Consider the following 23,952-nt stretch of genomic DNA (forward strand, 5'->3'; position numbering starts at 1 on the left):
CGGCCTCCGCTATGCTCTCGGCCGTGTCACATCCGCCCGCATCACATTTGCACACGCGCACCGACATCGCCTGCCGCAACTGCGGCACCACCGCCCCGCTGAGCTTCTGCGCGGCCTGCGGGCAGGAGACGGCGCTGCACCCGCCGACCCTCGGCGAATTCGTGCACGAGTTCGTCGGCCACTACATCGCGCTCGAAGGCGCGCTGTGGCGCACGCTGCACCGGCTGCTGCTGCGCCCCGGCCGGCTGACCACCGAGTACCTCGCCGGCCGCCGGCGGCGCTACGTGCTGCCGCTGCGGATCTTCCTCACCGCGAGCTTCATCTTCTTCCTGACGCTCAAGCTGCTGCCGGCGATCGAGCCGTCGGTCGTGGTCGACACCGCCGCCCGCCCCGGCGCGACGGCGGACGACATCCGCGGCGCCGCGGCGTCCGCCCCCGCCAGCAGGGTGAAAGCGCCGATGGTGGTGGCGTTCGAGGTGTCCGATTGCGACGCCCCCGGCGAACCGGCCTGCAACGGCATCGAGCGCTTCCTGAGCAACATCGGCCAGCGCTTCAACGGCGACCCGCGCGGCTTCATCGGGCAGCTGCGCACGCGGCTGCTCGGTGCCGCGCCGTACGCGGTGTTCCTGATGCTGCCGGTGTTCGCCGGCATCGTCGCGCTCGCCTACCGCAGGCGGCACATGACCTACGGCACGCACGTGGTCTTCAGCCTGCACCTGCACGCCTTCTGGTTCCTCGCGCTGCTGCCGATCACGCTGCTGCCACGCTCGGTGAGCGACGTGCTGCTGTTCGTCGTGCTCGCCTACGGCGTGTTCGCGCTGCGCGAGGTGTACCGCGGCCGCTGGTGGCCGACGCTGCTGCGCGCCGGCTTCATCAGCGTGGCCTACGGCGGCATGCTGCTGCTCGCTACGTTCGGGCTCGTGCTGGGGCTGCTGGCGCTGGGTTGAGCCGCGGCTCGACCACCTGCGCCAGCCAGTTCAGCACCGCCTGCACGCGCGGCGCGACCTGGCGGCGGTTCGGGTACAGCAGCGACACCGGCATCGGCGGCGCGACGAACTGCGGCATCACCTCGACGAGCAGCCCCTGCTCGACCAGGCGCCGCGTGCCGAAGGTCGGCGCCTGGATCAGGCCGAGCCCGGCGAGGCAGGCCGCCTGGTAGGCATCGGTGCCGTTGACGACCACCGTGCTGCGCATCGGGTGCACGCGCGTCACGCCCCCCTCCTGGTACTCCCAGCCGGCGCCTTGCGTGCCGAGCTTGGCCGCGTAGTGGACGATGCGGTGCTGCGCCAGCTCGGCCAGCGTCGTCGGCGTGCCGTGCGCGCGCAGGTAGGCCGGGCTCGCGACGTTGCCCATCGCCAGCACGCCGAGCGGCCGCGCCACCAGGTCGGCATCGGCCAGCGCGCCGACACGCAGCACACAGTCGAAGCCTTCGCGCACCAGGTCGACCTGCCGGTCGGTGGTGCTGATGCCGACCTCGAGCAGCGGGTGCGCCGCGAGGAACTCCGGCAGCCGCGGGATCACCACCTCGCTCGCGAGCTTGTTCGGCAGGTCGATGCGCAGCCGCCCCTTCAGGCCGCCGGCGACCGGCTGGAACATCGCCTGCAGCTGGTCGGCGTCGGCCAACAGCGCCTTGCTGCGCGCGAGGAAGACCTCACCGTCGGGCGTCAACTGCACGCGCCGCGTGGTGCGCTGGAGCAGCCGCGCGCCGACGCGCGACTCCAGCTGCAGCACCACCGCCGAGACGCGGCTCTTCACGATCCCCAGCTGCTCGGCCGCCTGCGTGAAGCTGCCCAGTTCGGCCACCCGGGCAAAGATGCGGAGTTGATCGAGTTCCATCGCTTCATTGTTCCTTTGTGAAGAACAGTCCTGTCGTTTTTCTCGACTTTATCCTCCTGCAGTGAACTCCTAAAGTCCCCTTCACCGCAACCCGTTCCCCCCGAAGGAGACCGACATGACCGCATCGAACACCCGCATCGCGCTGATCACCGGCGCAAGCCGCGGCCTGGGCCGCAGCACCGCGCTCGCGCTGGCCGCGCAAGGCAGCGACGTGATCCTCACCTACAAGGGCAGCGAGGCCGAGGCGCACGACGTGGTGCGCCGGATCGAGGCGTCGGGACGGCGCGCCGTCGCGCTGCAGCTCGACGTCGGCGACAGCCAGCGCTTCAGCGCGTTCGCCGACACGGTGAAGAAGGTGCTGGCCACCACCTGGCAGCGCGAGCGCTTCGACCACCTCGTCAACAACGCCGGCATCGGCCTGAACGCACCGATCGCCGAGATGACCGAGGCGCAGTTCGACGAGCTGTCGAACATCCACCTGAAGGGCACCTTCTTCCTGACGCAGAAGCTGCTGCCGCTGATCGCCGACGGCGGGCGCATCGTCAACGTCTCGACCGGGCTCGCGCGCTTCACGTTCCCGGGCTATGCCGCGTACGCCGCGATGAAGGGCGGCGTGGAGGTGCTGACGCGCTACATGGCGAAGGAGTTGGGCCCGCGCGGCATCAGCGTGAACACGATCGCCCCGGGCGCGATCGAGACCGACTTCCGCGGCGGCCAGGTGCGCGACGACAAGCAGGTCAACGCGCACATCGCCGGCATCACCGCGCTCGGCCGCGTCGGGCTGCCGGACGACATCGGCGGCGCGGTGGCCGCGCTGCTGTCGGACGGCAGCCGCTGGATCACCGGCCAGCGCATCGAGGTGTCGGGCGGGATGATGCTGTGAGCCGCTAGTCCGACGCACCCCGCGGGGGCGTGCGCCCGCCCGCCGCCATGGCCAGCGAGAAGCATTGGATCGACTGCAGCAGGTAGCGCTTCTGCATCACGTACGTCAGCCATGCAAAGACCGGGAACAGCAAGGCGGTCGCGGCCGTCTCGGGCCTGCTTGATGGCCGGAAACCAGCGCCGGCGAATCAGAAAGGCATCCAGGGTATTGGCGCCCAGCGCGATGAAGATGCCGATCACGTAGGCGGTCACGAGGGCCATCCCGACCGCCGACCAGCTGCGCCAATCGGGCGGCAGCGGTGGTGGCTCCAGCAGCTTCAGCACCGTCTCGGTCAAGGGTTGGTAGCGCTCGCGGAACATCCACAGGAACAAGGACCCCGGGATGATCTTCGAGATCAGCTCCAGCAGCAGCGACGGGAATATCTTGAGCACATCCACGGCACGGCCTCCACCCCCGGTGCGCAAGCGTATCGCCGGCCCGTCGGCGGCGACTCCTCAAGAGTGAGGATCCGGAGCGCCGTGCGTCAGCGCTCCTTCACGTAGGCCCGGCCGAGCGCGCGCGGCGCCTCGGCCCGGCCGAAGAAGCCGGCCAGCAGCACCACCGTCAGCAGGTAGGGCAGCGCCTGGATCAGCTCGACCGGCACGCTGCCGAGCCCCGGCAGCTCGACGCCCTGCAGCCGGATCGCGACCGCGTCGAGAAAGCCGAACAGCAGGCAGGCAACGGCCGCGCGCAGCGGGTGCCACTTGCCGAACACCATCGCGGCCAGCGCCATGAAGCCGCGGCCGGCGGTCATGCCGGGCGTGAACGATGCGTTCTGCGCCAGCGCAAGGTAGCCGCCGGCAGCGCCGCACAGCACGCCGGCCAGCAGCACCGCGCCGTAGCGCAGCGCACCGACCGAGATGCCGGCTGCGTCGACCATCGCCGGGTTCTCGCCGACCGCGCGCAGCCGCAGCCCGAAGCGGGTGCGGTACAGCAGCCACCACGAGGCCGGCACCAGCGCCACCGTGACCCACACCAGCAGGTTGTGGCGCAGCACGCCTTCGGCCAGCAGCGGGCCGACGACGGGCCAGCCCTGGACTGCGTTCGCGGCTTCGGGAAACAGCGCCATGAAGCGGCTCGCGTCGCCGATGTTCGGCGTGCGCCCGCCCTGGTGGAACCACACCAGGCCGAGCACCACCGTGAGCCCGGCGGCGATCACGTTCAGCGCAACGCTGGAGACGATCTGGTCGCCACGGTGCGTGACGCAGGCCCAGGCGTGCACCAGCGCGAGCAGCGCCGACACCGCGATCGCGCCCGCCATCGCCGGCCAGGCCGGCCAGCCGATCGCGCCCAGGCAGGCGGCAGCGAACGCGGCCGCGAGCATCTTGCCTTCGAGCCCGATGTCGATCACGCCGGCGCGCTCGCTGAACACGCCGGCCAGCGCGCACAGCACCAGCGGCGCGGCGATGCGCAGCGTGGCGCCGATGACGGACGCGACGATCAGCCAGTCGTCTGTCATGCTGCGACCCTCGCCAACCGCCCATACACCCACGCCACCGGAGGCCGCAGCATCAGCGACAAGGCGCCGCAGAACAGCACGACGAAGCCCTGCACCGCGACCGACATGTCGCGCGTGAAGGCCGGCATCTCGAACACCAGTTCCGAGCCGCCCTGCGCCAGCGCGCCGAACAGCAGCGCCGACAGCACGATGCCGACCGGGTGGTTGCGGCCCATCAGCGCCACCGCGATGCCGGTGAAGCCGGCGCCGGCGACGAAATCGAGCAGCAGCTTGTGGTGCACGCCGGCGATCTCGTTGACGCCGACCAGCGCCGCCAGCGCGCCCGACAGGCACATCGCGATCACCGTGAGCCGCCGCGGGTCGATGCCGGCGTAGCGCGCCGCATCGCTCGCCAGGCCCACCGCGCGCAGCGCATAGCCGAGCCGCGTGTGCCACAGCAGCGCCCACACCGCGACGCAGGCGACGATCGCGAGCACGAACGCGAGGTTCAGCGGCGTGTCGGGCCACTCGATGCCGAACGCGCCGAACAAGGCCTGCGCGCTCGGCAGCACCGCGCCGGGCGCGAACAGCCGCGACTCGACCGCCTGGTTGCCCGGCACCTTCACGACGTTGACCAGCAGCCACACCATCAGCGTCGACGCGAGGAAATTGAACATGATCGTCGTGATCACGATGTGGCTGCCGCGCCGCGCCTGCAGCCAGGCCGGCACGAACGCCCACGCCGCCCCTGCCAGCAGCCCGCCGACCACCGCCAGCGGCACCACCAGCGCCGGCGCCAGCCAGGCGTCGCCGGCCAGCAGCACCAGTCCCACTCCCAGCCCGCCGACCGTGCCCTGCCCTTCGGCCCCGATGTTGAAGTGGCCGCAGTGGAAAGCCACCGCCACCGCCAGCCCGGTGCAGATGAAGTTGGTCGTGTAGTACAGCGTGTAGCTCCAGGCGAGCTCGCTGCCGAACGCGCCCTGCACCAGCAGCTGCACCGCGGTGAACGGGTTCTGGCCGATCGCCCACACCACGAGGCCGGCGGCGAACAGCGCCATCGCGACGTTCAGCACCGGCAGCAGCAGCACGTCGATCCAGCGCGGCAGCACGGCAGGGACATGCTTCATGCAGCACTCCTCGCATCGCCCATCAGGCAGCCGAGACGCGTCTCGTCCGCCTCGTCGTGCGCCAGCTCGCCGGTGATGCGCCCGCCGCTCATCACGACGATGCGGTCCGACAGCGCGAGGATCTCGTCCAGCTCGGTCGACACCAGCAGCACCGCGCAGCCCGCATCGCGCAACTCGATGATGCGGCGGTGGATGAACTCGATCGCGCCGATGTCGACGCCGCGCGTCGGCTGGCCGATCAGCAGCACGCGCGGCGCGCGCCGGAACTCGCGCGCGAGGATCAGCTTCTGCTGGTTGCCGCCGGAGAACTTCGACGACGCGAGCCGCTCGTTGCGCGGGCGCACGTCGAATTCCTCCATCATCTGCCGGCACCGTGCCCGCGCGACGCCGCCGTCGACGAAGGGCCCGCGCCGCAGCGCCGCGTCGTCCACATACCCGAGCAGCGACGACTCCCAGGCCTCGAAGCCGAGCACCAGGCCGAGCCGGTGCCGGTCTTCCGGCACATGGGCGATGCCGAGCTCGCGCAGCCGGTGCGGGTTGCCGGGGTGGGCGGCATCGATCGCGACCTGGCTGCCGTCCTCGCAGGTGACCTGCAACCGGCCCTGCTGCAGCGGCTGCAGCGTGCTCAGCAACGCCAGCAGCTCGCTCTGCCCATTGCCCGAGACGCCGGCCACGCCGACGATCTCGCCGGCATGGAGATCGAGCGACACGTCCTGCAGCCGCAGCACGCCGCCGGCATCGCGCCAGGCGAGGCCTTGCGCCTGCAGCCGCAATTCGCCCCGCCCGCGCGCGGCGCGCGCGCCGGAGCGCTGCACCTGGCGGCCCACCATCAGCTCGGCCAGCTCGGCCTCGGTGGTCTGCGCGGTCTCGCGGTCGGCGACGACGCTGCCGCCGCGCATCACGGTGACGCGGTCGGTCACCGCGAGGATCTCCTTCAGCTTGTGCGTGATCAGCAGCACCGTGACGCCGCGCGCCTTCAGCGTGGCCAGCACGCGGAACAGCGCCTCGGTTTCCTGCGGCGTCAGCACGCCGGTCGGTTCGTCGAGGATCAGGATGCGCGCGCCGCGGAACAAGGCCTTCAGGATCTCGACGCGCTGCAGCACGCCGACCGGCAGCTCCGACACCCGGGCGTCCGGGTCGACCATCAGCCCGAACTCCTGCTCGAGCCGCTGCAGCTCGCGGCGCGCCGCGGCCAGGCTCTTCGACAGCGCGAAGCCCTGCTCGGCGCCGAGCACCACGTTCTCGAGCACCGTGAAGCGGTCGACCAGCATGAAGTGCTGGTGCACCATGCCGATGCCGTGCGCGATGGCGTCGTGCGTGCCGCGCAGCGCGACCGCCTGGCCGTCGATCGCGATGCCGCCCTCGTCGGCCGGGTAGAAGCCGTAGAGGATGCTCATCAGCGTCGACTTGCCGGCGCCGTTCTCGCCGACGATGCCGTGCACGCTGCCGCGCCGCACCGCGAGGTTCACGCCGCGGTTGGCGTGGACGGCGCCGAAGCGCTTGTGGATGCCGCTCAGCTCGACGGCCAGGTCAGCGTTCAAGGTCGCTCAGTACTTGCAACCGCCTTCGGGCGTGTAGTTCGCGACCGATTGCTTGCCGGACACGATGTCGGCTTCCACCGCCGCGAGCTTCTTCTTCGTGTCGTCGCTGACCAGCTTCGCGTTGTGCTGGTCCATCGCGAGGCCGACGCCCTGCTCCTTCAACCCCAGCACGACGAGGCCGGGCTTCCAGCTGCCGTTCTTCGCCGACATCACGAGGCCGTAGACCGCGTTGTCGACGCGCTTCAGCATCGACGACAGCATCGTGCCCGGCTGCAGGTGGTTCTGGTTGCTGTCGACGCCGATCGCGAGCTTGCCCTGGTCCTTGGCCGCCTGGTAGACGCCGATGCCGGTGCCGCCGGCGGCCGCGAAGACCACGTCGACGCCGCGCGAGAACTGCGCCTTCGCGAGTTCGCCGCCGCGCGTCGGGTCGCTCCAGGCGGACGGGGTCGTGCCGGTCATGTTGCTGACGACCTCGACCTTCGGGTTCGCGACCTTCGCGCCCTGTTCGTAGCCGCACTGGAAGCGGCGGATCAGCGGCACGTCCATGCCGCCGACGAAGCCGACCTTGCCCGACTTGCTGGTCGTCGCGGCCAGCCAGCCGGCGAGGAACGAGCCTTCCTGGTCCTTGAACAGCACCGACTGCACATTGGGCTGCTTGACCTCGGAATCGATGATCGCGAAGTGCGCCTTCGGAAACTCCTTGGCCACCTTCTCCAGCGCCGACGCATGGCCGAAACCGACCGCGATGACCGGGTCGGCCCCCTTCTGCGCCATGCGGCGCAGCGCCTGCTCGCGCTGGGTGTCGTTGGAGATCTCGAAGTCGAGGTAGCTGGTACCGGTCTCCTTCTTGAAGCGCTCGATGCCGTTGTAGGCGGCTTCGTTGAACGACTTGTCGAACTTGCCGCCGGCGTCGTAGACGATGGCCGGTTCGGCATGGGCGATGGCGGTGGCCGCGAGTGCCATGGTGAAGGCGATGCGCTTCATTCGTGTGTCCCTGGAGAGAAACTGGTGCGGGACATTCTCGCAAGAAGCGTGCGCACGAACGCGATGCGGACCTGAGGGAAAGCCCTCGGGCCGGCGTCGTCAGGTCGCGAGACGGAAGCCGTCGGGCAGCAGTTCGCCGGCCGTCGTTTCGCGGCGCGCACCGGCCAGGTTCGCCAGCAGCACCGGCAGCCGCGGCCCGCCGAGCTCGAACATCACCTGGCGGCACGCACCGCACGGCGAGATCGGGCCGGGCGTGTCGCCGATCACCGCGAGCCGCGCGAAACCGTCGACCGGCACGCCGGCCGCGATCGCGGTGAAGAACGCGGTGCGCTCGGCGCAGTTGCACAGGCCGTAGGACGCGTTCTCGACATTGCAGCCGCGGAACACGCGGCCGTCGGCGGCCAGCAGCGCGGCACCGACGAAGAACTTCGAATACGGGGCATAGGCGCCGTCGCGTGCGGCGCGGGCTTGCGCGATCAGTTCGTCGTTGGTCATGGCAGCTTCCTGGTGATGTGGTCGGCGATCAACGGTGTCGAGTCCGGCGCGCGGTCCGACAACACGCAGGCGCGGCGCACCGCGGCGATGGCGTCATCGGCATCGATCGGCGTGCGCGCATGCACGCGGGCGAGCGGCATGTGGGCGTCGACGCGCGTGCCGATCGGCAGCAGGTCCGACAGGCCGACCGACGGGTCGATCGCATCGCTGCTGTCGCGCCGCCCGCCCCCCAGCGCCACGACGGCCAGGCCGAGCGCCCGGGTGTCGACGGCGGCGATGAAGCCTTCCGCATCGCAGGCCACGTCGCGCACGACCGCCGCCGCCGGCAGCCCGGGCTTCGCCAGCACGTCGGCCGGCCCGCCGAGCCCGGCCACCATGCGCGCGAAGCGCTCGGCGGCGCTGCCGCTGTCGAGCGCGCGCTGCAGCCGGGCGCGCGCATCGGCGTCGTCGGTCGCGAGCCCGGCCTGCACCAGCACCGCCGCGCCGAGCGCCATCGCCACGCCGTGCAGCCGCGCCGGTCGCGCCACGCCGCGCAGGTAGTCCAGCGCCACCTGCACCTCCAGCGCATTGCCGGCGGCCGGCGCCAGCGCCTGGTTCATGTCGGTCAGCAGCGCCTGCGTCGGCAAGCCCGCGCCGCAACCCACCTCGACCAGGCTGCGCGCCAGCTCTCGTGCGCGCGGCAGGTCCTGCATGAAGGCGCCGTTGCCGAACTTGACGTCGAGCACCAGCGCGCCGAGGCCGGCGGCCAGCTTCTTCGACAGGATCGACGCGGTGATCAGCGGCACCGATTCGACGGTGGCCGTCACGTCGCGCACCGCGTAGAGGCGGCGGTCGGCCGGTGCCAGCCCATCGCCCGCCCCGACGATCGCGACGCCGGCCTCGCGCACGACGCGGCGCAGCCGGTCGACCGGCACGCTCGCGCGGTAACCGGGGAGCGCCTCCAGCTTGTCGAGCGTGCCGCCGGTGTGGCCGAGCCCGCGTCCGGAGATCATCGGCACGAAGCCGCCGCAGGCCGCCAGCATCGGACCGAGCATCAGCGACACGGTGTCGCCGATGCCGCCGGTCGAGTGCTTGTCGAGCACCGGGCCGGGCAGTCGCTCGTCGGCCCAGTGCAGCACGCTGCCGCTGTCGCGCATCGCGAGCGTCAGCGACACCGCCTCGGCGGTGCTCATGCCGCGCCAGCAGACCGCCATCGCAAACGCGGCGATCTGCGCCTCGCCGATGCGCTCGTCGGCGATGCCTTGCGCGAACGTGCGCAGCTCGGCATCGGTCAGCACCAGGCCGTCGCGCTTGCGGCGGATGATCTCCTGCGGCAGCGGCGCGGCCATCAGTAGCCGCTCGCCGCCGGTGCGGCCGGGCCGCCGTCGATCGCCGACAGCAGCACCGCCAGCAGGCTCGATGCGCCGAAGCGCAGCGTGCCGGGGCCGAGCCGATCGGCGCCGTACACCGCGCTCGCCAGCGCGAGATAGCACTGCACGTCGGCGATCGTCGACACGCCGCCGGCCACCTTCAGCCCGGCGCGCGCGCCATCGGCGCGGATCGCCTCGCCCATCAGCTCGACCGCCTGCGGCGTCGCATTGACGGCCACCTTGCCGGTGGAGGTCTTCAGGAAATCGGCGCCCTCGCGCAACGCGATCTCGCTGGCCTGGCGGATCAGGTCGGGGCGCTGCAACTCGCCGGTCTCCAGGATCACCTTCAGCGGCAGCGTCCCGCAGGCGCGGCGGCAAGCGGCCACCAGCGCGGCGCCGGCCTGCGCATCGCCGACCCGCAGCGCGCGCCACGGGAACACCGTGTCGATTTCGTCGGCGCCGGCGTCGCGGGCCGCGGCGATCTGTGCCGCCACGTCGTCGGGCGAAGCCTCGCCACGCGGGAAGTTGACGACCGTCGCGACGCGCACCGCATCGAGCCCGAGCGCCGAGAGCCGGCGCCGCGCCGCCGGCACGAAGGCCGGATACACGCACAGCGCGGCCGGCGCTCCGTGCGGCGTGCGGGCCTTGTCGGCCAGCGCCTCGATCGACGCGGGCGTGTCGTCGTCCTTCAGCGAAGTCAGGTCGAGGCAGCGCAGCGCCAGGCGCGCGGCGTCGGCTGCAGAGGCAAGCGGGGTCGTCATGGGCCGATTGTGGCGCGTCCGTCCATCCTCAATCGAATGGATGCGGCCGCCGTTTTCCACGGTGACAGTCCCCTCTTCCGGGGGCCTGCTTCCTGTGGATTGGCAGCGGCCTCGACCGATCGAAGAATCCACCCCATGCAAACGCTCTCTCCCCTGCTGGACCGCCAGGCCTGGATCGACCAGGTCGCCGCGGAACTGATCGCCGCCTCCAAGCTGATGAGCCCCGGCATGGCCGCCGGGTTCGCGGCCGACCTGTGGCAAGCCTGGGGCCACCTGCCGCCGTCGGCCGCGGCACAGTACTTCCTCGATCCGGCGGTCGAATACCCGTCGACGTTCTGAGCGCCGACCTGGAGATCAGCCGCCCGTCTTGTTCGGGTCGCGCCACGCGCGCTCGAACGGCAGCCGCCACGCATGCGGCGCGATCAGCTGGTGGATCGACTTCGGGCCCCATGAGCCCGGCGGATACAGCCGCACCGGCGGCGGCGATTCGAGCAGCTGCGTCGACACCTGCCACAGCCGCTCGATGCCTTCGGCGGTGGTGAACAGCGTGCGGTCGCCGCGCATCGCGTCGAGGATCAGCCGCTCGTAGGCTTCGAGCACCTCGCCGATCAGCCCGGTGTCGTGCATCGCGAACTGCAGGCTCAGCTTGTCGAGCCGCATGCCCGGCCCGGGGCGCTTGCCGTAGAACGACAGCGACATCTTCGATGCATCGGCCAGGTCGAACGTGAGGTGGTCGGGGCCCTGCGCACCGACGCCGGAGCCGGGCGGGAACATGCTCTTCGGCGGCTCGCGGAACGCGATCGAGATGATGCGCTGGCCTTCGGCCATGCGCTTGCCGGTGCGCAGGAAGAACGGCACCCCGGCCCAGCGCCAGTTGTCGATGTAGCACTTCAGCGCGATGAAGGTCTCGGTCTCGGATTCGGGATCGACGCCAGGCTCGCCGCGGTAGCCGGCGTACTGGCCGCGCACCACGTCGGCCGGCTGGATCGGCAGCATGCTGCGGAAGACCTTGTTCTTCTCCTCGCTGATCGGCGCCGGCTCGAGCGCGGTCGGCGGCTCCATCGCCATGAACGCGAGGATCTGGAACAGGTGCGTGACGACCATGTCGCGGTAGGCGCCGGTCTGTTCGTAGAAGCCGGCGCGCGTGCCGAGGCCCAGCGTCTCCGGCACGTCGATCTGCACGTGGTCGATGAAGTTGCGGTTCCAGATCGGCTCGAACAGGCCGTTGGCGAAACGGAACGCGAGGATGTTCTGCGCCGGCTCCTTGCCGAGGAAGTGGTCGATGCGGAAGATCTGCTCTTCGGCGAAGGTCTGGTGCAGCCGCGCGTTCAGCGTGACGGCGCTCGCGAGGTCGGTGCCGAAGGGCTTCTCCATCACGATGCGCGAACGCTCGACCAGGCCGGCCTCGCCGAGCATCTGCACCGCCGACAGCGCGGCACTCGGCGGCACGCTCAGGTAGTGCAGGCGGCGCGTCTCGCCCCCCAGGCTGCGCTCGGCGGCGTCGACCGCGGTCTTCAGCGCCGCGGGACCGGCCGCCAGCGGCACGTAGTCGAGGCCTTGAGCGAAATGGGCCCAGTCGGCCTCGGTGACCGGGCGGCTGGAGAACTCGCCGAGCGCGCCGCGCGCCGCGGCCCGGAAGCCGTCGGCATCGAGGTCGTCGAGCGAGACCCCGATGATGCGGCAGCCCGGGATGAAGCCGGCCGCCGACAGGTGGTACAGCCCCGGCAGCAGCTTGCGCCGCGCGAGGTCGCCGGTGGCGCCGAACAGCACGACGACCTGCGGGAAGCGCGGGCCGACGCCCGGGGGGATCTTGGCCATGGGGAGGGAGTCCTGGATCGGGCTGCGATGGCGACGCAGCTTGCCACAGGGCTTGGCGAACACCAACCTTGTCGATCCGGGGGCTCGTCGTTCGTCGTTGGAGAATCACCCACCTCCAGGAGCGCAACTCATGCCGGCCGACAACCCGATCCACCAGTTCCTCGCCGCCTACCAGGCCACCGTCCTCGCGCGGGACGTCGACGCCTTCGTCGCGCTGTATGCCGACGACCTCCAGGTCTTCGACCTGTGGGGCCGCTGGTGCCATGACGGCCTCGCGGCCTGGCGTGCGATGGCCGAGGGCTGGTTCGGCTCGCACCCGGGCGATCGCTTCGTCGTCGAGTTCAGCGGGGTGCACGACACCGTCGGTGCCGACCTGGCCACCGTCCATGCGTTCGCCCGGTTCAAGGGGGTCGGGCCCGACGGCACGGTGCTGCGTTCGCTCGAGAACCGGTTCAGCGCGACGCTGCGGCGGCACGGCAGCGCGTGGAAGGTGTTTCACCAGCACACCTCGGTGCCGGTGGCGATGGAGACCGGCCAGCCGATGTTCCAGCGCTGAGGTCCGATGTCGGGCGGCCGGGCATACTCCGCCGGTCGCCACCACCGGACAGCCGATGCAACGCATCAAGTGGGCCCTGCTGGGCGGACTGAGTTTCCTGCTGGTCGCCTGGCTCGGCTACCGCCAGGGCCTGCACACCTGCCCGGCGTGCGCCGAGATCGACCGCACGCAGGTGCTGTCGGAGCTGATCGTGCCGGCGCAGAAGCTGGTGCTGGTGGAAGCCAGCAGCCAGCAGCGCGTCGCGTGGACGCTGAAGACCGGTTGGCCGCGCATGGCCGAGCTGCTGCACTTCCTCAGCTTCAACAACATCAACAAGGACTCGACCGGCACGCTCAGCTACGAGGCCCGCTACGCCTACGGCTACGACCTGGCGAAGCGCGGCAGCTGGTCGCTCGCGAAAACGGCGCAGGGCGGGCTGCTGTTCAAGGCGCCGCCGGTGCAGCTGGTCGGTTGCCCGTCGGTGCAGACGCAGAGCTTTCGCTTCGAGACTGTCGAGAAGGGCATCTTCATCGACGAGTACGCGCGGCAGAACGAGGTGCTGGTGTATGCCACCGCGCTCGCGCTGGCGCAGGCGCACGAGCGGCTGCGCACGCCGGCCACGCTGGCCCCGATGAAGCAGGCCGCCGACAAGGAGCTGAAATCGCTGCTGATCTCGCTGGCGCAGCCGCTCGGGCTGGCGCTCACGCCCGAGCAGATCGCGATCGAGCCGATGGATGCGCAGCAGCCGTCGGCGCCGCCCGCGTGGGGCCCGCGCATCGATGCGGCCGGCGTGCCGGATGCGGCGACGTCGAAGATGCTGAAGGACGCGGGCTGCGCGTCGTAGGTCGGAACAAGCGTCACGAAAAGAGGGGATCCGATGAAACGTTGGCTGGGAGCCGCGCTGGACTACCTGCCGCGCTGGCTGGAACACCAGATGCGCGTCAGCGAGCAGCCGGGCTGCGCGATCGCGGTCGCGCTCGACGGCAAGCTGGTGTTCGAGCACGCCTTCGGGCATGCGAACCTGGCGCAGCGCACGGTGCTGACACCGCAGCACCGCTTCCGGGTGGCCTCGCATTCGAAGACCTTCACCACCGTCGCGATCATGAAGCTGCGCGAGGCCGGCCGGCTGCAGCTCGACGACCGCATCGGCCGCTTCGTCGGCGGCCTGCACCGCGACGTGGCGGCGAGCACGCTGGCCCAGCTGCTGTCGCACACCGCGGGGCTGGTGCGCGACGGCACCGATGCCGGCCAGTGGCACGACCGGCGGCCGTTCCTCGATGAAGCCGAATTGCGCGCCGACCTGGCCGACGGGCCGGTGATCGATGCCCATGTGCGGCTGAAGTATTCGAACCACGGCTACGGGCTACTGGGCCTCGCGATCGAGGCGATCACCGGCGAGCGGTACGGCGACTGGATGCGGCGCGAGGTCATCGCGCCGGCCGGCCTGGACGCGACCTCGCCCGATGCGCCGATCGACGCCGCCCTGCCCTTCGCCAACGGCCACAGTGCCAAGTGGCCGCTGGGGCGGCGCGTCGTGATCGCCGGCGACAACCCGACGAATGCGCTGGCCTCGGCCACCGGCTTCGTCAGCACTGCGGGCGACCTGGCGCGCTTCTTCGGCCGCCTGTCGCCGGCTGCAGCCGGGCGCGGTGTGATCGGCAAGGCGAGCCGCCGGATGATGTGGCACCGGCAATGGCCGGATCCGTACTCCAGCCTGAACCGCTGGTACGGGCTGGGCACCATGTGCGGTTCGGTGGCCGACTGGGAATGGTTCGGCCACACCGGCGGCTTCCAGGGCACGTTGACGCGCACCGCCTGCGTGCCGGCGCAGGGCCTGACGGTGACGGTGCTGACCAACGCGGCCGACGGAATGTCGAACGTGTGGGTCGACGGCGCATTGCAGGTGTTGCGGGCGCATGCGGTGCACGGTGCGCCGTCGAAGCGCGCGGCCGCGTGGTCGGGCCGCTGGTGGACGCTGTGGGGCGCGAGCGACCTGCTGCCGATGGACGGCAAGGTGCTGGTCGCCAACCCCGCGCTGGCGAACCCGGTGCTCGACGCCACCGAATTCACGCCCGACAGCCGCGAGCGCGGCCGCATCACGCTGGCCGGCGCATTCGGCAATCACGGCGAGACGGTGCGGCTGCGGCACGACGCACGCGGCACGGCCAGCGAGTTCTGGCTGGGCGGCACGAAGATGCTGCCGGAGCGGCGGGTCGTGAAGGAGCTGGCGGGGCGGGAAGACGCGTCGTCCTGAACCCGAACGGGCTGTATTCCGCTCGTCCTGAGCTTGTCGAAGGATCGCCCTGAGCCTGTCGAAGGGCTGATCGCATCGAGCCGGGGCTTCGACAAGCTCAGCCTGAACGGCGTGCAGGCGTCACCTCACGCCGGAGGCCGCACCGCCTGCCGCGCCACCAGCTTCCACGCCCCGCCCTGGCGCTGCCACACCTGCAGCACGTGCAGCTTGACGTTGCCGGCGGCGCCGCGGTCGTTGGTCTTCGCGACCAGCGTGTGGCGGATCAGCGTGATGTCCTGCACCACCTTCACCGTCTGGTCGCTGATGTCGATGCTGACGAAGTCGGAATTGCCGGCCATCAGGTCGCCGATGAAGCTGGTCTTCGTGTCGATCCGGCCGCTCGAGTGGCCGTAGCTCAGGTCGTCGGCCACCAGCGAGGTCAGCACCGCCTGGTCGGGATCGACCATCGCGACGCGCAGCTTCTCGGCCGCAGCCACCGCCGATTCGCCGCCGCTGGCGTTGCCGCCACTGGCCGGCATCACCGAACAGGCGCACAGCGCCAGGCTGGCCATCAGGCCCAGGATCGTCTTCATCGTCATCGTCTTCTCCTTCGGGGGTGGACCGTGAACGCGGGTCCTTGTCGGGCTGGGGAGCAGATGTCGTACGTCGTCGTACAACTTCCCAGCGGGTCGCATTATGAGAAGGGTCGGGCGCGCGCATCCATGCGGGTAAGCCCGGGTGCAATCGGCATCGCGATCGTCGATGCGACCATTTCGACCAGCGACTTGTATGACAAGTGGCGACTTCCCAGCCGCCACGGTCGCGCGCTACACCGCGCGCAGCGCGGCCTTCAGTTCCTCGCCGAGTTCGGGCTTCTGCGCGAACGGATCGGTCGGGTTGCGCGGCATCATGATGTCTTCGAGCCGCGTCTGCACGCTGGCCAGGCTCTTCGGGTGGCTGAAGATGTAGAAGCGGTCATCGGCGATCGCATCGAACACCATCTGCGCAACCTCGGCGGCGGTCACCTTGCCGCTGGTGACCGCCTTGTTGCTCATCGCCTGCGCGATCAGCTGGCTCTTCGTCGGCTTCGCGCCGCCGTCGCGCAGGTCGGCCGGCCGGTTGCGGTGGCTCTGGTGGATGCCGGTGGGCACGAAGAACGGGCACAGCACCGACGCGCCGACCTGGTCGGTGACGAGGCGCAGGTCCTGGTACAGCGTCTCGCTCAGCGCGACGACCGCATGCTTGGTGACGTTGTAGACGCCCATGTTGGGCGCGCACACCATGCCGGCCATCGACGCGGTGTTGACGATGTGGCCGCGCCAGGCCGGGTCCCGCTTCGCGGCGTCGAGCATCATCGGCGTGAAGACCCGCACGCCATGCGCGACGCCCATCAGGTTGACGCCGACGACCCACTCCCAGTCCTTCAGCGTGTGTTCCCAGATCAGGCCGCCGGCGCCGACACCGGCGTTGTTGAACACGACGTTCGGCGCGCCGAAGCGCTCGAACGCCGCGGCACCGAGCGCCTCGACCTCGGCCGCCTTCGCGACATCGAGCCGCTGCGCCAGCACCGGCACGCCGAGCGCGCGGATCTCGGCCGCGGCGGTGTCCAGCGCATCCTGCTGCACGTCGGCCATCACGACGTTCATGCCCAGCCGCGCGGCGATGCGCGACGCTTCGAGCCCGAAACCCGAACCCGCGCCGGTGATGACGGCGGTGCCACCCTTGAAGTTCTTCATGCTGTCTCCGTTGAAACCTTCTTGACCTGGTAGCCGATGCGCGGAAAGTGCACATGCAGCAGGCCGCCGCGCTCGTCGACCCGCTCGATGACCACCTCGTGCGCGGTCAGGCCGACCAGCGTGCCGGCCACCGGGTCGGGCGCATAGTCGGTGGGCATCACGGTGACGGGTGCGCCCGCGTCGAAGCCGAGCCCTGCCTCCACCTTCACCGGCACGTGGGTCGCAGCGCTCGCAGCGATGTCGAGCGCTTCGGCGCTGGTCATCTTCTCGACGCTGCCGTGCCCGAAGGCCGCGACGCGCTCATACCAGCCGATCAGCTTCTGGAACGGCGCGAGGATCGTGGCCACCGGCGGTGCGCGGCGGATGTACCACAGCGACTGCGCGACCGAAAAATCCGCGATGCACGGCTGCGCGGCCATCAGGAACGGCCGGCCGTCGGCCAGCTGCGATTCGAGCCAGCCGCAGTAGCCCTGCAGCTGCACCGCGGCGTCAGCGGTGGTCAGGCGGCGCATGCCGGCGGTCATCGCGGCGCGGTCGGCGCCGAAGGCTTTCAGGAATTCGGGCGGCGCGCCTTCGAAGAGGTGGGCCACGCCGGCCGGCTGCATCGTGTACGGAATCGCGGTCCAGAACAGCGTCGAATCGGCCCATTGCGCGACGAGGTGCTGCAGATCGCCGGCCGCATGCGGGTACAGCGGCGGCTTCGGCGCCAGCGTGTCGATCACACGGGCCATCAATGCGGTGTCGCACCAGATATCGGAACCGATCTGCAGGAACGGCGTGCGGCGGTAGCCACCGGTCAGCGCGACGACGTCGGGCTTGGGCAGCATCACCGGCACCTTCACCGACTTCCAGGCCAGGCCCTTGAAGCCCAGGATCAATCGCACCTTCTCGGAGAACGGCGAGCCGTCGTAGTGATGCAGGATCAGGTCAGTCATCTCGTGTCTCCGATGGAGTCTTGGTATGCGCGACGGCTGCGGCTGGGGGTGTGGCCTGGTGGCTCATGCCGGGGCGGTCGGCCCTGGCGGGCCGACTGCACGAAGAAGCTCGGCTTCGGGAGTGCGTCGGCAAACTCCCTCCGCTCACTTCGTTCGCTGTGGTCAAACAGTGCCGACGAGTCAGTCCACGAAGCGTGCTGCGCACGCCACTCCCGAAGCCGAGCTTCTTCGTCGCCCCAGAAATCGCCACCAGGCCACACCCCCAGCCGCACCCGTCGATCGGAGCGTATTCGACGAAGTCCACTGCCGTCTCCGCGAAGGCGCGGGCGGGGAGTCCGTGGAGCGCCAATAGGGACGGGGCGCCGGAGCTGGCTGGTTTCATGGCCCGCGTGCGCCAGCACGCTTCGTGAACTGACTGTCGTCGACTGTTTGACCACAGCGAACGAAGTGAGCGGAGGGAGTTTCGACGACGGGCCATGAAACCAGTCGGCGGAGGGAAGTCATCGCCCCCCGGGGGCGATGACCGCACCGGCCGGCGCGCCACGGACTCCCCGCCCGCGCCTTTGCCACACCGATGCTCGAATGCGTGCATCAGCTCACGCCCTGCGCGCACGCGGCGCAAAGATGATCCGCCAGGTGCCGTGCAGGTCGCGCACCTCGGCGTTCTGCAACGCGCCCTTCTCCACCAGCAATCGATGCAGGCGCGGCAGGTGGTAGTGCGGCACGGCGGGGTACAGGTGGTGCTCCAGGTGGTAGTTCACATGGTGCGGGAACAGCAGCGCGCGGCCCATCACATTGGCGACACCGCCGCTCGTGCGGTTGCTGCGCGCCGCCGTCAGCGGCGACGACAGGTCGGTCACGCCGCCGTGTTCCATGATCGCGCGCAGCCGCAGGATCGGCTGCAGCACCGTCAGCAGCGGCAGCATCCACAGCACCGCGTACTGCAGCAGGCCGCGGCCGCCGCCGAGCGCCCAGCACAGCAGCGGCGCGGCCACCTGGAACGCCACCACGGCCCAGCGGTCGCGGCGGGCGCTGGCGCGCAGCTGCGGCGAGGTGTCGTCCAGCGGGCGGGCCGCCTTCTGCGTCACGTCGTTCAAGGCCGGCGCGCCGAAGAAGTACGCGAAGGTCTTCCAGGCGTTCCATCCGACGAGGTCCTGGCCCAGCTTCTTCCACAGGTAGCCGACGCCACGCGGGTAACCACCATGGATCGCGGTGTCCGGATCTTCGGCGGTGTAGAGGTTGTTGTGGTGCAGCCGGTGGATCACGCGGTAGGTGCACATCGAGATGCCGCCGGCCATGCCGATCAGCCGGCCGACCGCATCGTTGACACCGCGGTGGCTGAACAGCCGGTAATGCGCCGATTCGTGCGCCAGGATGAACAGGCCGTGCTGGTGCACGCCGATCACCAGCACGGCCAGCAGCGCAATCGCCCAGCCCCACGGCTCCCCCCAGGTGACCAGCGCCGCGGCGACGGCCAGCCCGATGCTGCCGAAGGTGGTCAGCACCGCGCCGAGCGAGCGCCAGTCGTTCAGCCGCGTCAGCGACGCGATCTCGTCGGCGTTCAGGATGCGGCGCGCGGCCGCATTGCCCGAGCCTGCCGCGCCGGCGACGCGCGCCACCGCGGTGCGAGGCGGCTCGATCGGCCGCAGGTCTTCGCGGAACTCTTCGCCCGCGCCAGGGGTGGATGAGGTCTTCATCGCCGGGTCCTCCAATCGCTGTCGGCGTTCGACCGCCGACAGCGCGTCGGGTTCAGACGAGTTTCACCAGCTGCTTGCCGAAGTTGCGGCCCTTCAGCAGCCCCAGGAAGGCCTCGGGCGCCGACTCGATGCCCTGCGCCACCGTCTCGCGGTACTTCAGCTTGCCGGTGGCCACCAGCGTGCCCAGCTCCTTCAGCGCCTCGGGCCAGACGTCCATGTGCTCGCTGACGATGAAGCCTTCGAGCTTCAGCCGCGACTGCAGGATCAGCTGCGGGTGCGTCAGTGGGATCGGCTGGCCGTCGTAGCCGGAGATCATGCCGCACAGCGCGATGCGGCCGAAGGCGTTCATGCGCGAGAGCACGGTGTCGAGCATCAGCCCGCCGACGTTCTCGAAGTAGCCGTCGACGCCGTCCGGCGTCGCGTCCTTCAGCGCGGCGTACAAGGCCTTCGGGTCGCGGTGCGCCTTGTAGTCGATGCAGGCGTCGAAGCCGAGTTCATCGACCACGTAGCGGCACTTGTCCGGACCACCGGCAATGCCGACCGCGCGGCAGCCGCGCACCTTGGCCAACTGCCCCACCGCGCCGCCGACCGCCCCGCTGGCGGCGCTGACGACGACGGTCTCGCCGGCCTTCGGCATGCAGATCTTCACCAGCCCATACCAGGCGGTGACGCCCGGCATGCCGACCGCACCGAGGTAGGCCGCCAGCGGGATGTGCGCGGTGTCGACCTTGCGCAGCGTGCCGGGCTGGCTCGCGTCGACCACCGCGTACTGCTGCCAGCCGCCCATGCCGACCACCTTGTCGCCGGCCTTGAAGCCCGGGTGGCGCGATTCGACCACTTCGCCGGCGGTGCCGCCGATCATCACCTGGTCGATCGGCTGCGGCTGCGCGTAGCTCTTGCCGGCGTTCATGCGGCCGCGCATGTAGGGGTCGAGCGACAGGTAGTGGTGGCGCACCAGCACCTGGTTGTCGGACAGCGCCGGCAGCGGTTTCGAATCGAGGCGGAAGTTGGCGGCCGTCGCTTCGCCTTCGGGGCGCGACGCGAGAACGATCTGCTGGTTGCTGGCGGTCATGCGGGTCTCCTGTTGGTGTGTTGGGTCAGTCGGAGGCGTTCGAGCGGAGGATCTTGCGTCCCCCTGCCGGAAGCCCTTGCAGGTACTTGAAGGTGCCGCTCGCGCTCGCGAGCAGCTCGCCCTTCTCGTCGACGACCGTGCCTTCGCAGAAGGCCATCGACGCGGTCGCGTGCAGCAGCCTGCCGCGCGCGACGATGCGGCCCAGGCCGGGCCGCATGAAGCTCGTCTTCATCTCGATCGTCACGACGCCGGTGCCGCCCGGCTGCCCGCCCGGCTTGATCGAGCTGCTGCGCGCCGCATGCGCCATCGCGACGTCGAGCAGCGTCATCGTGACCCCGCCGTGTGCAACGCTCCACGAGTTGCACAGCTCGTCGCGCAGCGTCAGGCCGATCTCGGCCTCGCCGTTCTCGAACTTCAGCAGCTCGAAGCCGAGCTGGTCGACGAAGGGGATGTGGACCGGAAATTCCATCTCAGTGGCCATGCACCGCGCTGACGCCGCCGTCGACCGCGAGGATCTGTCCGGTGATGTGCTTGCCCGCGGCCGACGCGAACAGCAGCGCGGCGCCCTTCAGGTCGTCGTCGTCGCCGATGCGGCCGAGCGGCGCGCCGCTGGCCAGCGCATCGGCACCGACCTTGGCAATCGTGCCGGCCGTCATCTTGCTCGGGAACATGCCCGGCGCCAACGCGTTCACCGTGATGCCGTGACGTCCCCATTCGGCAGCCAGCGTGCGCGTGAAATTGACGACCGCGCCCTTGCTGGTGCCGTACGCGATGTACTTCATCGTCGACGGCGAGCCCGACAGCCCGGCGATCGACGCGACGTTGATGATGCGGCCCGACTGGCGCGGGATCATGCTCAGCCGCCCGATCGCCTGGCTCATCAGGAAGATGCTGCGGATGTTCAGGTTCATCACCTTGTCCCAGGCCTCCAGCGGGTACTCCTCGGCCGGGGCACCCCAGGTGGCGCCGGCGTTGTTGACGAGGATGTCGACGCGGCCGAGCCGCTGCATCGCCTCGTCGGCCACGCGCTGGATCTCGTCCGGCTGGCTTGCATCGGCCGCCACCCAGCGGGTGTCGATGCCGCGCGCCTGCAGGTGGGCCGCGGCCTCTTCCAGGTCGGCCGCCTTGCGCGAGGTCAGCAGGATCTTCGCGCCCGCCTCGCCCAGCGATTCGGCGATCTGCAGTCCGAGCCCGCGCGAGCCGCCGGTCACCAGCGCGGTCTTGCCTTCGAGGCTCAAAAGGGTCTGGATCGGCGTGCTCATGGGTTCGGTCTCCTAGTCGTTGTGCCTGTTGAGGGATCTGAAGAACGCGTCGCTGTTCGTTTCGCGCCCGAGGAAGTTGCGCATCAGCTGCGCCGGTGCCGCCTGCGCGCCCTGCGACAGCACCTGCTCGCGGTAGCGCATGCCGACCTCGCTGCTGAGCTTGTCGGCGGCGAACGCGGTGCGCAGGTCCTCGGCCAGCACCAGGCTCCACAGGTAGCCGTAGTAGCCCGAGGCGTAGCCGGTCGCGATGTGCGAGAAGCCGGCGGGGAACATGCTGCCCTTCACGTGGCCGAGCGGCGTCGCGCCTTCCATGCGCTGCCACGTGGCCATCGGCTCCGGCGCATCCTTCGCGTACAGCGCGAGGTCGTAGCTCGCGTACAGGTGCTGGCGCGCCACCGCGATGCCCTTCGCGAAATCGCGCGCCTTCGAGGCCCGCGCCACCAGGTCGTCCGGCGCCGGCTTGCAGGTCGGGCAGACCTCCTTGAACAGCGCCAGCACGCGGGCGTCGTAGACCCAGTCCTCCAGCATCTGCGACGGCGCCTCGACGAAATCGAGTTGCACGTTGGTGCCGCCCTGCGTCGCGTAGCGGGTGTTCGACAGCAACCCGTGCATCGCGTGTCCGAATTCGTGCAGCAGCGTCTCGAGCTCGTCGATGTTCAGCCCCTGGCGGTTGAAGTTGACGACGAGGCCGGCGGCGGGCGTGCGGTTCGCGAGCGTCGACGGGTTGCGGAAGCTCCAGACCGCCGCATGGTTGTACTTGCCCTCGCGCGGGTACAGGTCGACGAAGAAGCTCCCGAGCACCTTCTTGCTGGCCACGTCGCGCACCTCGAACGACTGCGCGTCGGGGTGCCACAGCGCCTGCTTCAGCGGCTCGAACTGCACGCCGAACAGCTGGCCGGCGACGCGGAACACGAAGTCGAGGCTGGCCTGCGGCGGGAAGTAGGTGCGGAACTCCTCGGCGTCGAGCTGGAAGCGGTTGCGGCGTTCGCTGAAGGTGTAGTAGGTCAGGTCCCAGCGGTTCAGGGGCGTCGACTCGACCGGTTGCTTCAGGTCGCGGGCCTTCGCTTCGCGCAGGATCGCGAGATCGGCCACCTCGCGCTGCGCGACGGCGTCTTTCACGGTGCCGAGGAAGGCCTGCACCGCCGCGGCGTTGCCGGCCATGCGGCGGCGCATCGCGAAATCGGCATACGACTCCAGGCCGAACAGCCGCGCGTACTCGCGGCGCAGCTGGCCGAGCTGCTGCAGCGTCTTCAGGTTGGCCGCGCCACCGAGGCCCTGGAACGCACGCCACATGCGCTCGCGCGTGGCGCCACGGGTCGCGTTCTCGATGATCGCGTCGTAGCTCGGGTAGTCGAGGCCGAACACGTAGCGGCCGGTCGCGTCGCGCTTGCGATCCTTCAAGGCCTCGGCCGGCACGCCGTCGAGTTCCTCGGGCGCGAATGCGACGCGCGTCTTGTCGTCGCGGATGCGGCGGTCGAACAGCTGGCCGAGCCGGGTGATCTCGTTGCTGACCTTCTTCGCGCGCGCCTGGCGGGCCGGCGTCAGCGCGACGCCGGCGTCCTCGAACGCATCGAGCGTGTCGCGCAGCAGGCGGGCGTCGATGTCGTCGGCCGGCTTCACCTGCTTCAGCAGCGCGTAGATCTTCGGGTTCTGCAGGAAGGCGTTGCGGAAGGTCTGGTAGCCGAGGTCGCAGGCATCGGCCGCGTCGCGCACCGCCTTGTCCGGGTGCACCGCGTTCAGCAGCGACAGCGGGCCGACGATGTCTTCATAACGCCGGTTCATCGCATCGAGCTCGACCAGCAGCTGGGTGCCCGGGCTCGCCGGCAGCGCCTGAAGCCGCTTCTCGTCGGCACGGGCGCCGGCGATCAGCGCCTTGCAGTCGGCATCGGCCTGCGCCGAGTTGCGGTAGTTCGGGAACACATAGGACGGCGTGGCCGGCTGGGCGGCGGCGGGGCCGGCGGCGAGCACGATGGCCAGCAAGCTGAAACGAAAGTTCATGGGAGTGCGGATCAGGGGGTTCACGTGGGGCTCTTCATGCGCGAACGCACGTAGATGAGGACGGCGCCGCAGATCGCGACCACCAGGCCGACCGCCGCGATGCCCCAGCCCAGCGGCTCGACGTAGCGTTGCACGGCAAGCCCCAGGCCGACGCCCAGCAAGCCACCGTAGATCAGCACCCAGACGAGGGTTTCGACCGTCGAAGTCTTCATC

Annotated in this window: 24 protein-coding genes; 6 read left to right on the forward strand and 18 right to left on the reverse strand. The window is 70.2% G+C overall.

The features are described 5' to 3' along the window. The first annotated feature begins 47 nt into the window (after window positions 1-47). Window positions 48-947: a DUF3667 domain-containing protein gene (locus tag ASC98_RS08745; RefSeq protein WP_056816143.1), complete on the forward strand. Its 900-nt coding sequence runs from the start codon at window positions 48-50 to the stop codon at window positions 945-947. Here the strand turns inward: ASC98_RS08745 and ASC98_RS08750 are convergent. After that, complete coding sequence (locus ASC98_RS08750; protein WP_056816146.1) at window positions 907-1,836, reverse strand: LysR family transcriptional regulator; 930 nt, start codon at window positions 1,834-1,836, stop codon at window positions 907-909. The genes ASC98_RS08745 and ASC98_RS08750 overlap by 41 nt on opposite strands. 115 nt (window positions 1,837-1,951) lie before the next feature. On the opposite strand from ASC98_RS08750, the gene ASC98_RS08755 reads away from it, so the two are divergent. Further along, on the forward strand, window positions 1,952-2,719 hold the full coding sequence (locus ASC98_RS08755; protein ID WP_056816149.1) for an SDR family NAD(P)-dependent oxidoreductase: 768 nt from the start codon (window positions 1,952-1,954) through the stop codon (window positions 2,717-2,719). A 523-nt stretch (window positions 2,720-3,242) separates the two neighbouring features. Here the strand turns inward: ASC98_RS08755 and ASC98_RS08760 are convergent. The 7 genes from ASC98_RS08760 to deoC all read right to left on the reverse strand — a co-directional run bounded on the left by ASC98_RS08760 (window position 3,243) and on the right by deoC (window position 10,453). Next, entirely contained in the window at window positions 3,243-4,217 is a 975-nt protein-coding gene (locus ASC98_RS08760) for an ABC transporter permease (protein WP_056816152.1), read from the reverse strand. After that, window positions 4,214-5,323, reverse strand: coding sequence for an ABC transporter permease (locus ASC98_RS08765; protein ID WP_056816155.1), 1,110 nt, complete (start codon window positions 5,321-5,323; stop codon window positions 4,214-4,216). Before ASC98_RS08765 ends, ASC98_RS08760 begins: the two co-directional genes overlap by 4 nt. Next, window positions 5,320-6,864 (reverse strand): ABC transporter ATP-binding protein, encoded by a 1,545-nt coding sequence (locus ASC98_RS08770; RefSeq protein ID WP_056816158.1) that lies wholly within the window; start codon window positions 6,862-6,864, stop codon window positions 5,320-5,322. The genes ASC98_RS08765 and ASC98_RS08770 overlap by 4 nt, the downstream gene beginning before the upstream one ends. A 6-nt stretch (window positions 6,865-6,870) precedes the next feature. Then, the gene (locus ASC98_RS08775) at window positions 6,871-7,848 is read right to left on the reverse strand and encodes a BMP family protein (protein ID WP_056816161.1); all 978 of its coding nucleotides are present in this window, start codon (window positions 7,846-7,848) and stop codon (window positions 6,871-6,873) included. Window positions 7,849-7,947: 99 nt separating this feature from the next. Next, complete coding sequence (locus ASC98_RS08780) at window positions 7,948-8,343, reverse strand: cytidine deaminase (protein WP_056816164.1); 396 nt, start codon at window positions 8,341-8,343, stop codon at window positions 7,948-7,950. Beyond that, entirely contained in the window at window positions 8,340-9,671 is a 1,332-nt protein-coding gene (gene deoA, locus ASC98_RS08785; protein WP_056816167.1) for a thymidine phosphorylase, read from the reverse strand. Before deoA ends, ASC98_RS08780 begins: the two co-directional genes overlap by 4 nt. Further along, window positions 9,671-10,453: a deoxyribose-phosphate aldolase gene (gene deoC / locus ASC98_RS08790; protein WP_056816171.1), complete on the reverse strand. Its 783-nt coding sequence runs from the start codon at window positions 10,451-10,453 to the stop codon at window positions 9,671-9,673. The genes deoA and deoC overlap by 1 nt, the downstream gene beginning before the upstream one ends. A gap of 135 nt (window positions 10,454-10,588) precedes the next feature. Here deoC and ASC98_RS08795 point away from each other — a divergent pair, with 135 nt between their 5' ends. Beyond that, on the forward strand, window positions 10,589-10,792 hold the full coding sequence (locus ASC98_RS08795) for a hypothetical protein (protein ID WP_056816174.1): 204 nt from the start codon (window positions 10,589-10,591) through the stop codon (window positions 10,790-10,792). Window positions 10,793-10,807: 15 nt separating this feature from the next. Here the strand turns inward: ASC98_RS08795 and zwf are convergent, their stop codons facing one another. Continuing rightward, window positions 10,808-12,271, reverse strand: a complete 1,464-nt coding sequence (gene zwf, locus ASC98_RS08800; protein ID WP_056816177.1) for a glucose-6-phosphate dehydrogenase — start codon at window positions 12,269-12,271, stop codon at window positions 10,808-10,810. A 130-nt stretch (window positions 12,272-12,401) separates the two neighbouring features. Here zwf and ASC98_RS08805 point away from each other — a divergent pair, with 130 nt between their 5' ends. Genes ASC98_RS08805 through ASC98_RS08815 form a run of 3 tightly spaced genes read left to right on the forward strand, consistent with a single transcriptional unit; the run spans window position 12,402 to window position 15,060 of the window. Next, the gene (locus ASC98_RS08805) at window positions 12,402-12,827 is read left to right on the forward strand and encodes a nuclear transport factor 2 family protein (protein ID WP_056816179.1); all 426 of its coding nucleotides are present in this window, start codon (window positions 12,402-12,404) and stop codon (window positions 12,825-12,827) included. A 55-nt stretch (window positions 12,828-12,882) separates the two neighbouring features. After that, complete coding sequence (locus ASC98_RS08810) at window positions 12,883-13,650, forward strand: hypothetical protein (RefSeq protein ID WP_056816181.1); 768 nt, start codon at window positions 12,883-12,885, stop codon at window positions 13,648-13,650. Window positions 13,651-13,683: 33 nt separating this feature from the next. Beyond that, on the forward strand, window positions 13,684-15,060 hold the full coding sequence (locus ASC98_RS08815; protein WP_056816185.1) for a serine hydrolase: 1,377 nt from the start codon (window positions 13,684-13,686) through the stop codon (window positions 15,058-15,060). 125 nt (window positions 15,061-15,185) lie between these two features. On the opposite strand, the gene ASC98_RS08820 is transcribed toward ASC98_RS08815, so the two are convergent. The 9 genes from ASC98_RS08820 to ASC98_RS08860 all read right to left on the reverse strand — a co-directional run bounded on the left by ASC98_RS08820 (window position 15,186) and on the right by ASC98_RS08860 (window position 23,951). Then, window positions 15,186-15,638, reverse strand: a complete 453-nt coding sequence (locus ASC98_RS08820) for a nuclear transport factor 2 family protein (protein ID WP_056816188.1) — start codon at window positions 15,636-15,638, stop codon at window positions 15,186-15,188. A gap of 228 nt (window positions 15,639-15,866) precedes the next feature. Next, window positions 15,867-16,775: an SDR family oxidoreductase gene (locus ASC98_RS08825; protein WP_056816191.1), complete on the reverse strand. Its 909-nt coding sequence runs from the start codon at window positions 16,773-16,775 to the stop codon at window positions 15,867-15,869. Further along, on the reverse strand, window positions 16,772-17,710 hold the full coding sequence (locus ASC98_RS08830) for a glutathione S-transferase family protein (protein WP_056816194.1): 939 nt from the start codon (window positions 17,708-17,710) through the stop codon (window positions 16,772-16,774). The genes ASC98_RS08825 and ASC98_RS08830 overlap by 4 nt, the downstream gene beginning before the upstream one ends. Before the next feature lie 596 nt (window positions 17,711-18,306). Then, window positions 18,307-19,407, reverse strand: a complete 1,101-nt coding sequence (locus ASC98_RS08835) for a fatty acid desaturase family protein (protein ID WP_056816197.1) — start codon at window positions 19,405-19,407, stop codon at window positions 18,307-18,309. 52 nt (window positions 19,408-19,459) lie between these two features. Next, the gene (locus ASC98_RS08840) at window positions 19,460-20,479 is read right to left on the reverse strand and encodes an NADP-dependent oxidoreductase (RefSeq protein ID WP_056816200.1); all 1,020 of its coding nucleotides are present in this window, start codon (window positions 20,477-20,479) and stop codon (window positions 19,460-19,462) included. Between the two features lie 25 nt (window positions 20,480-20,504). Beyond that, window positions 20,505-20,948, reverse strand: coding sequence for a PaaI family thioesterase (locus tag ASC98_RS08845; RefSeq protein ID WP_056816202.1), 444 nt, complete (start codon window positions 20,946-20,948; stop codon window positions 20,505-20,507). 1 nt (window position 20,949) lies between these two features. Continuing rightward, entirely contained in the window at window positions 20,950-21,741 is a 792-nt protein-coding gene (locus tag ASC98_RS08850) for an SDR family oxidoreductase (protein WP_056816205.1), read from the reverse strand. A gap of 12 nt (window positions 21,742-21,753) precedes the next feature. Continuing rightward, entirely contained in the window at window positions 21,754-23,739 is a 1,986-nt protein-coding gene (locus ASC98_RS08855) for a M3 family metallopeptidase (protein ID WP_056816208.1), read from the reverse strand. Window positions 23,740-23,759: 20 nt separating this feature from the next. After that, complete coding sequence (locus ASC98_RS08860; RefSeq protein WP_056816210.1) at window positions 23,760-23,951, reverse strand: hypothetical protein; 192 nt, start codon at window positions 23,949-23,951, stop codon at window positions 23,760-23,762. Between the last annotated feature and the right edge of the window lies 1 nt (window position 23,952).

The sequence above is a fragment of the Rhizobacter sp. Root1238 genome (assembly GCF_001425825.1).
GTDB lineage: Bacteria > Pseudomonadota > Gammaproteobacteria > Burkholderiales > Burkholderiaceae_C > Rhizobacter.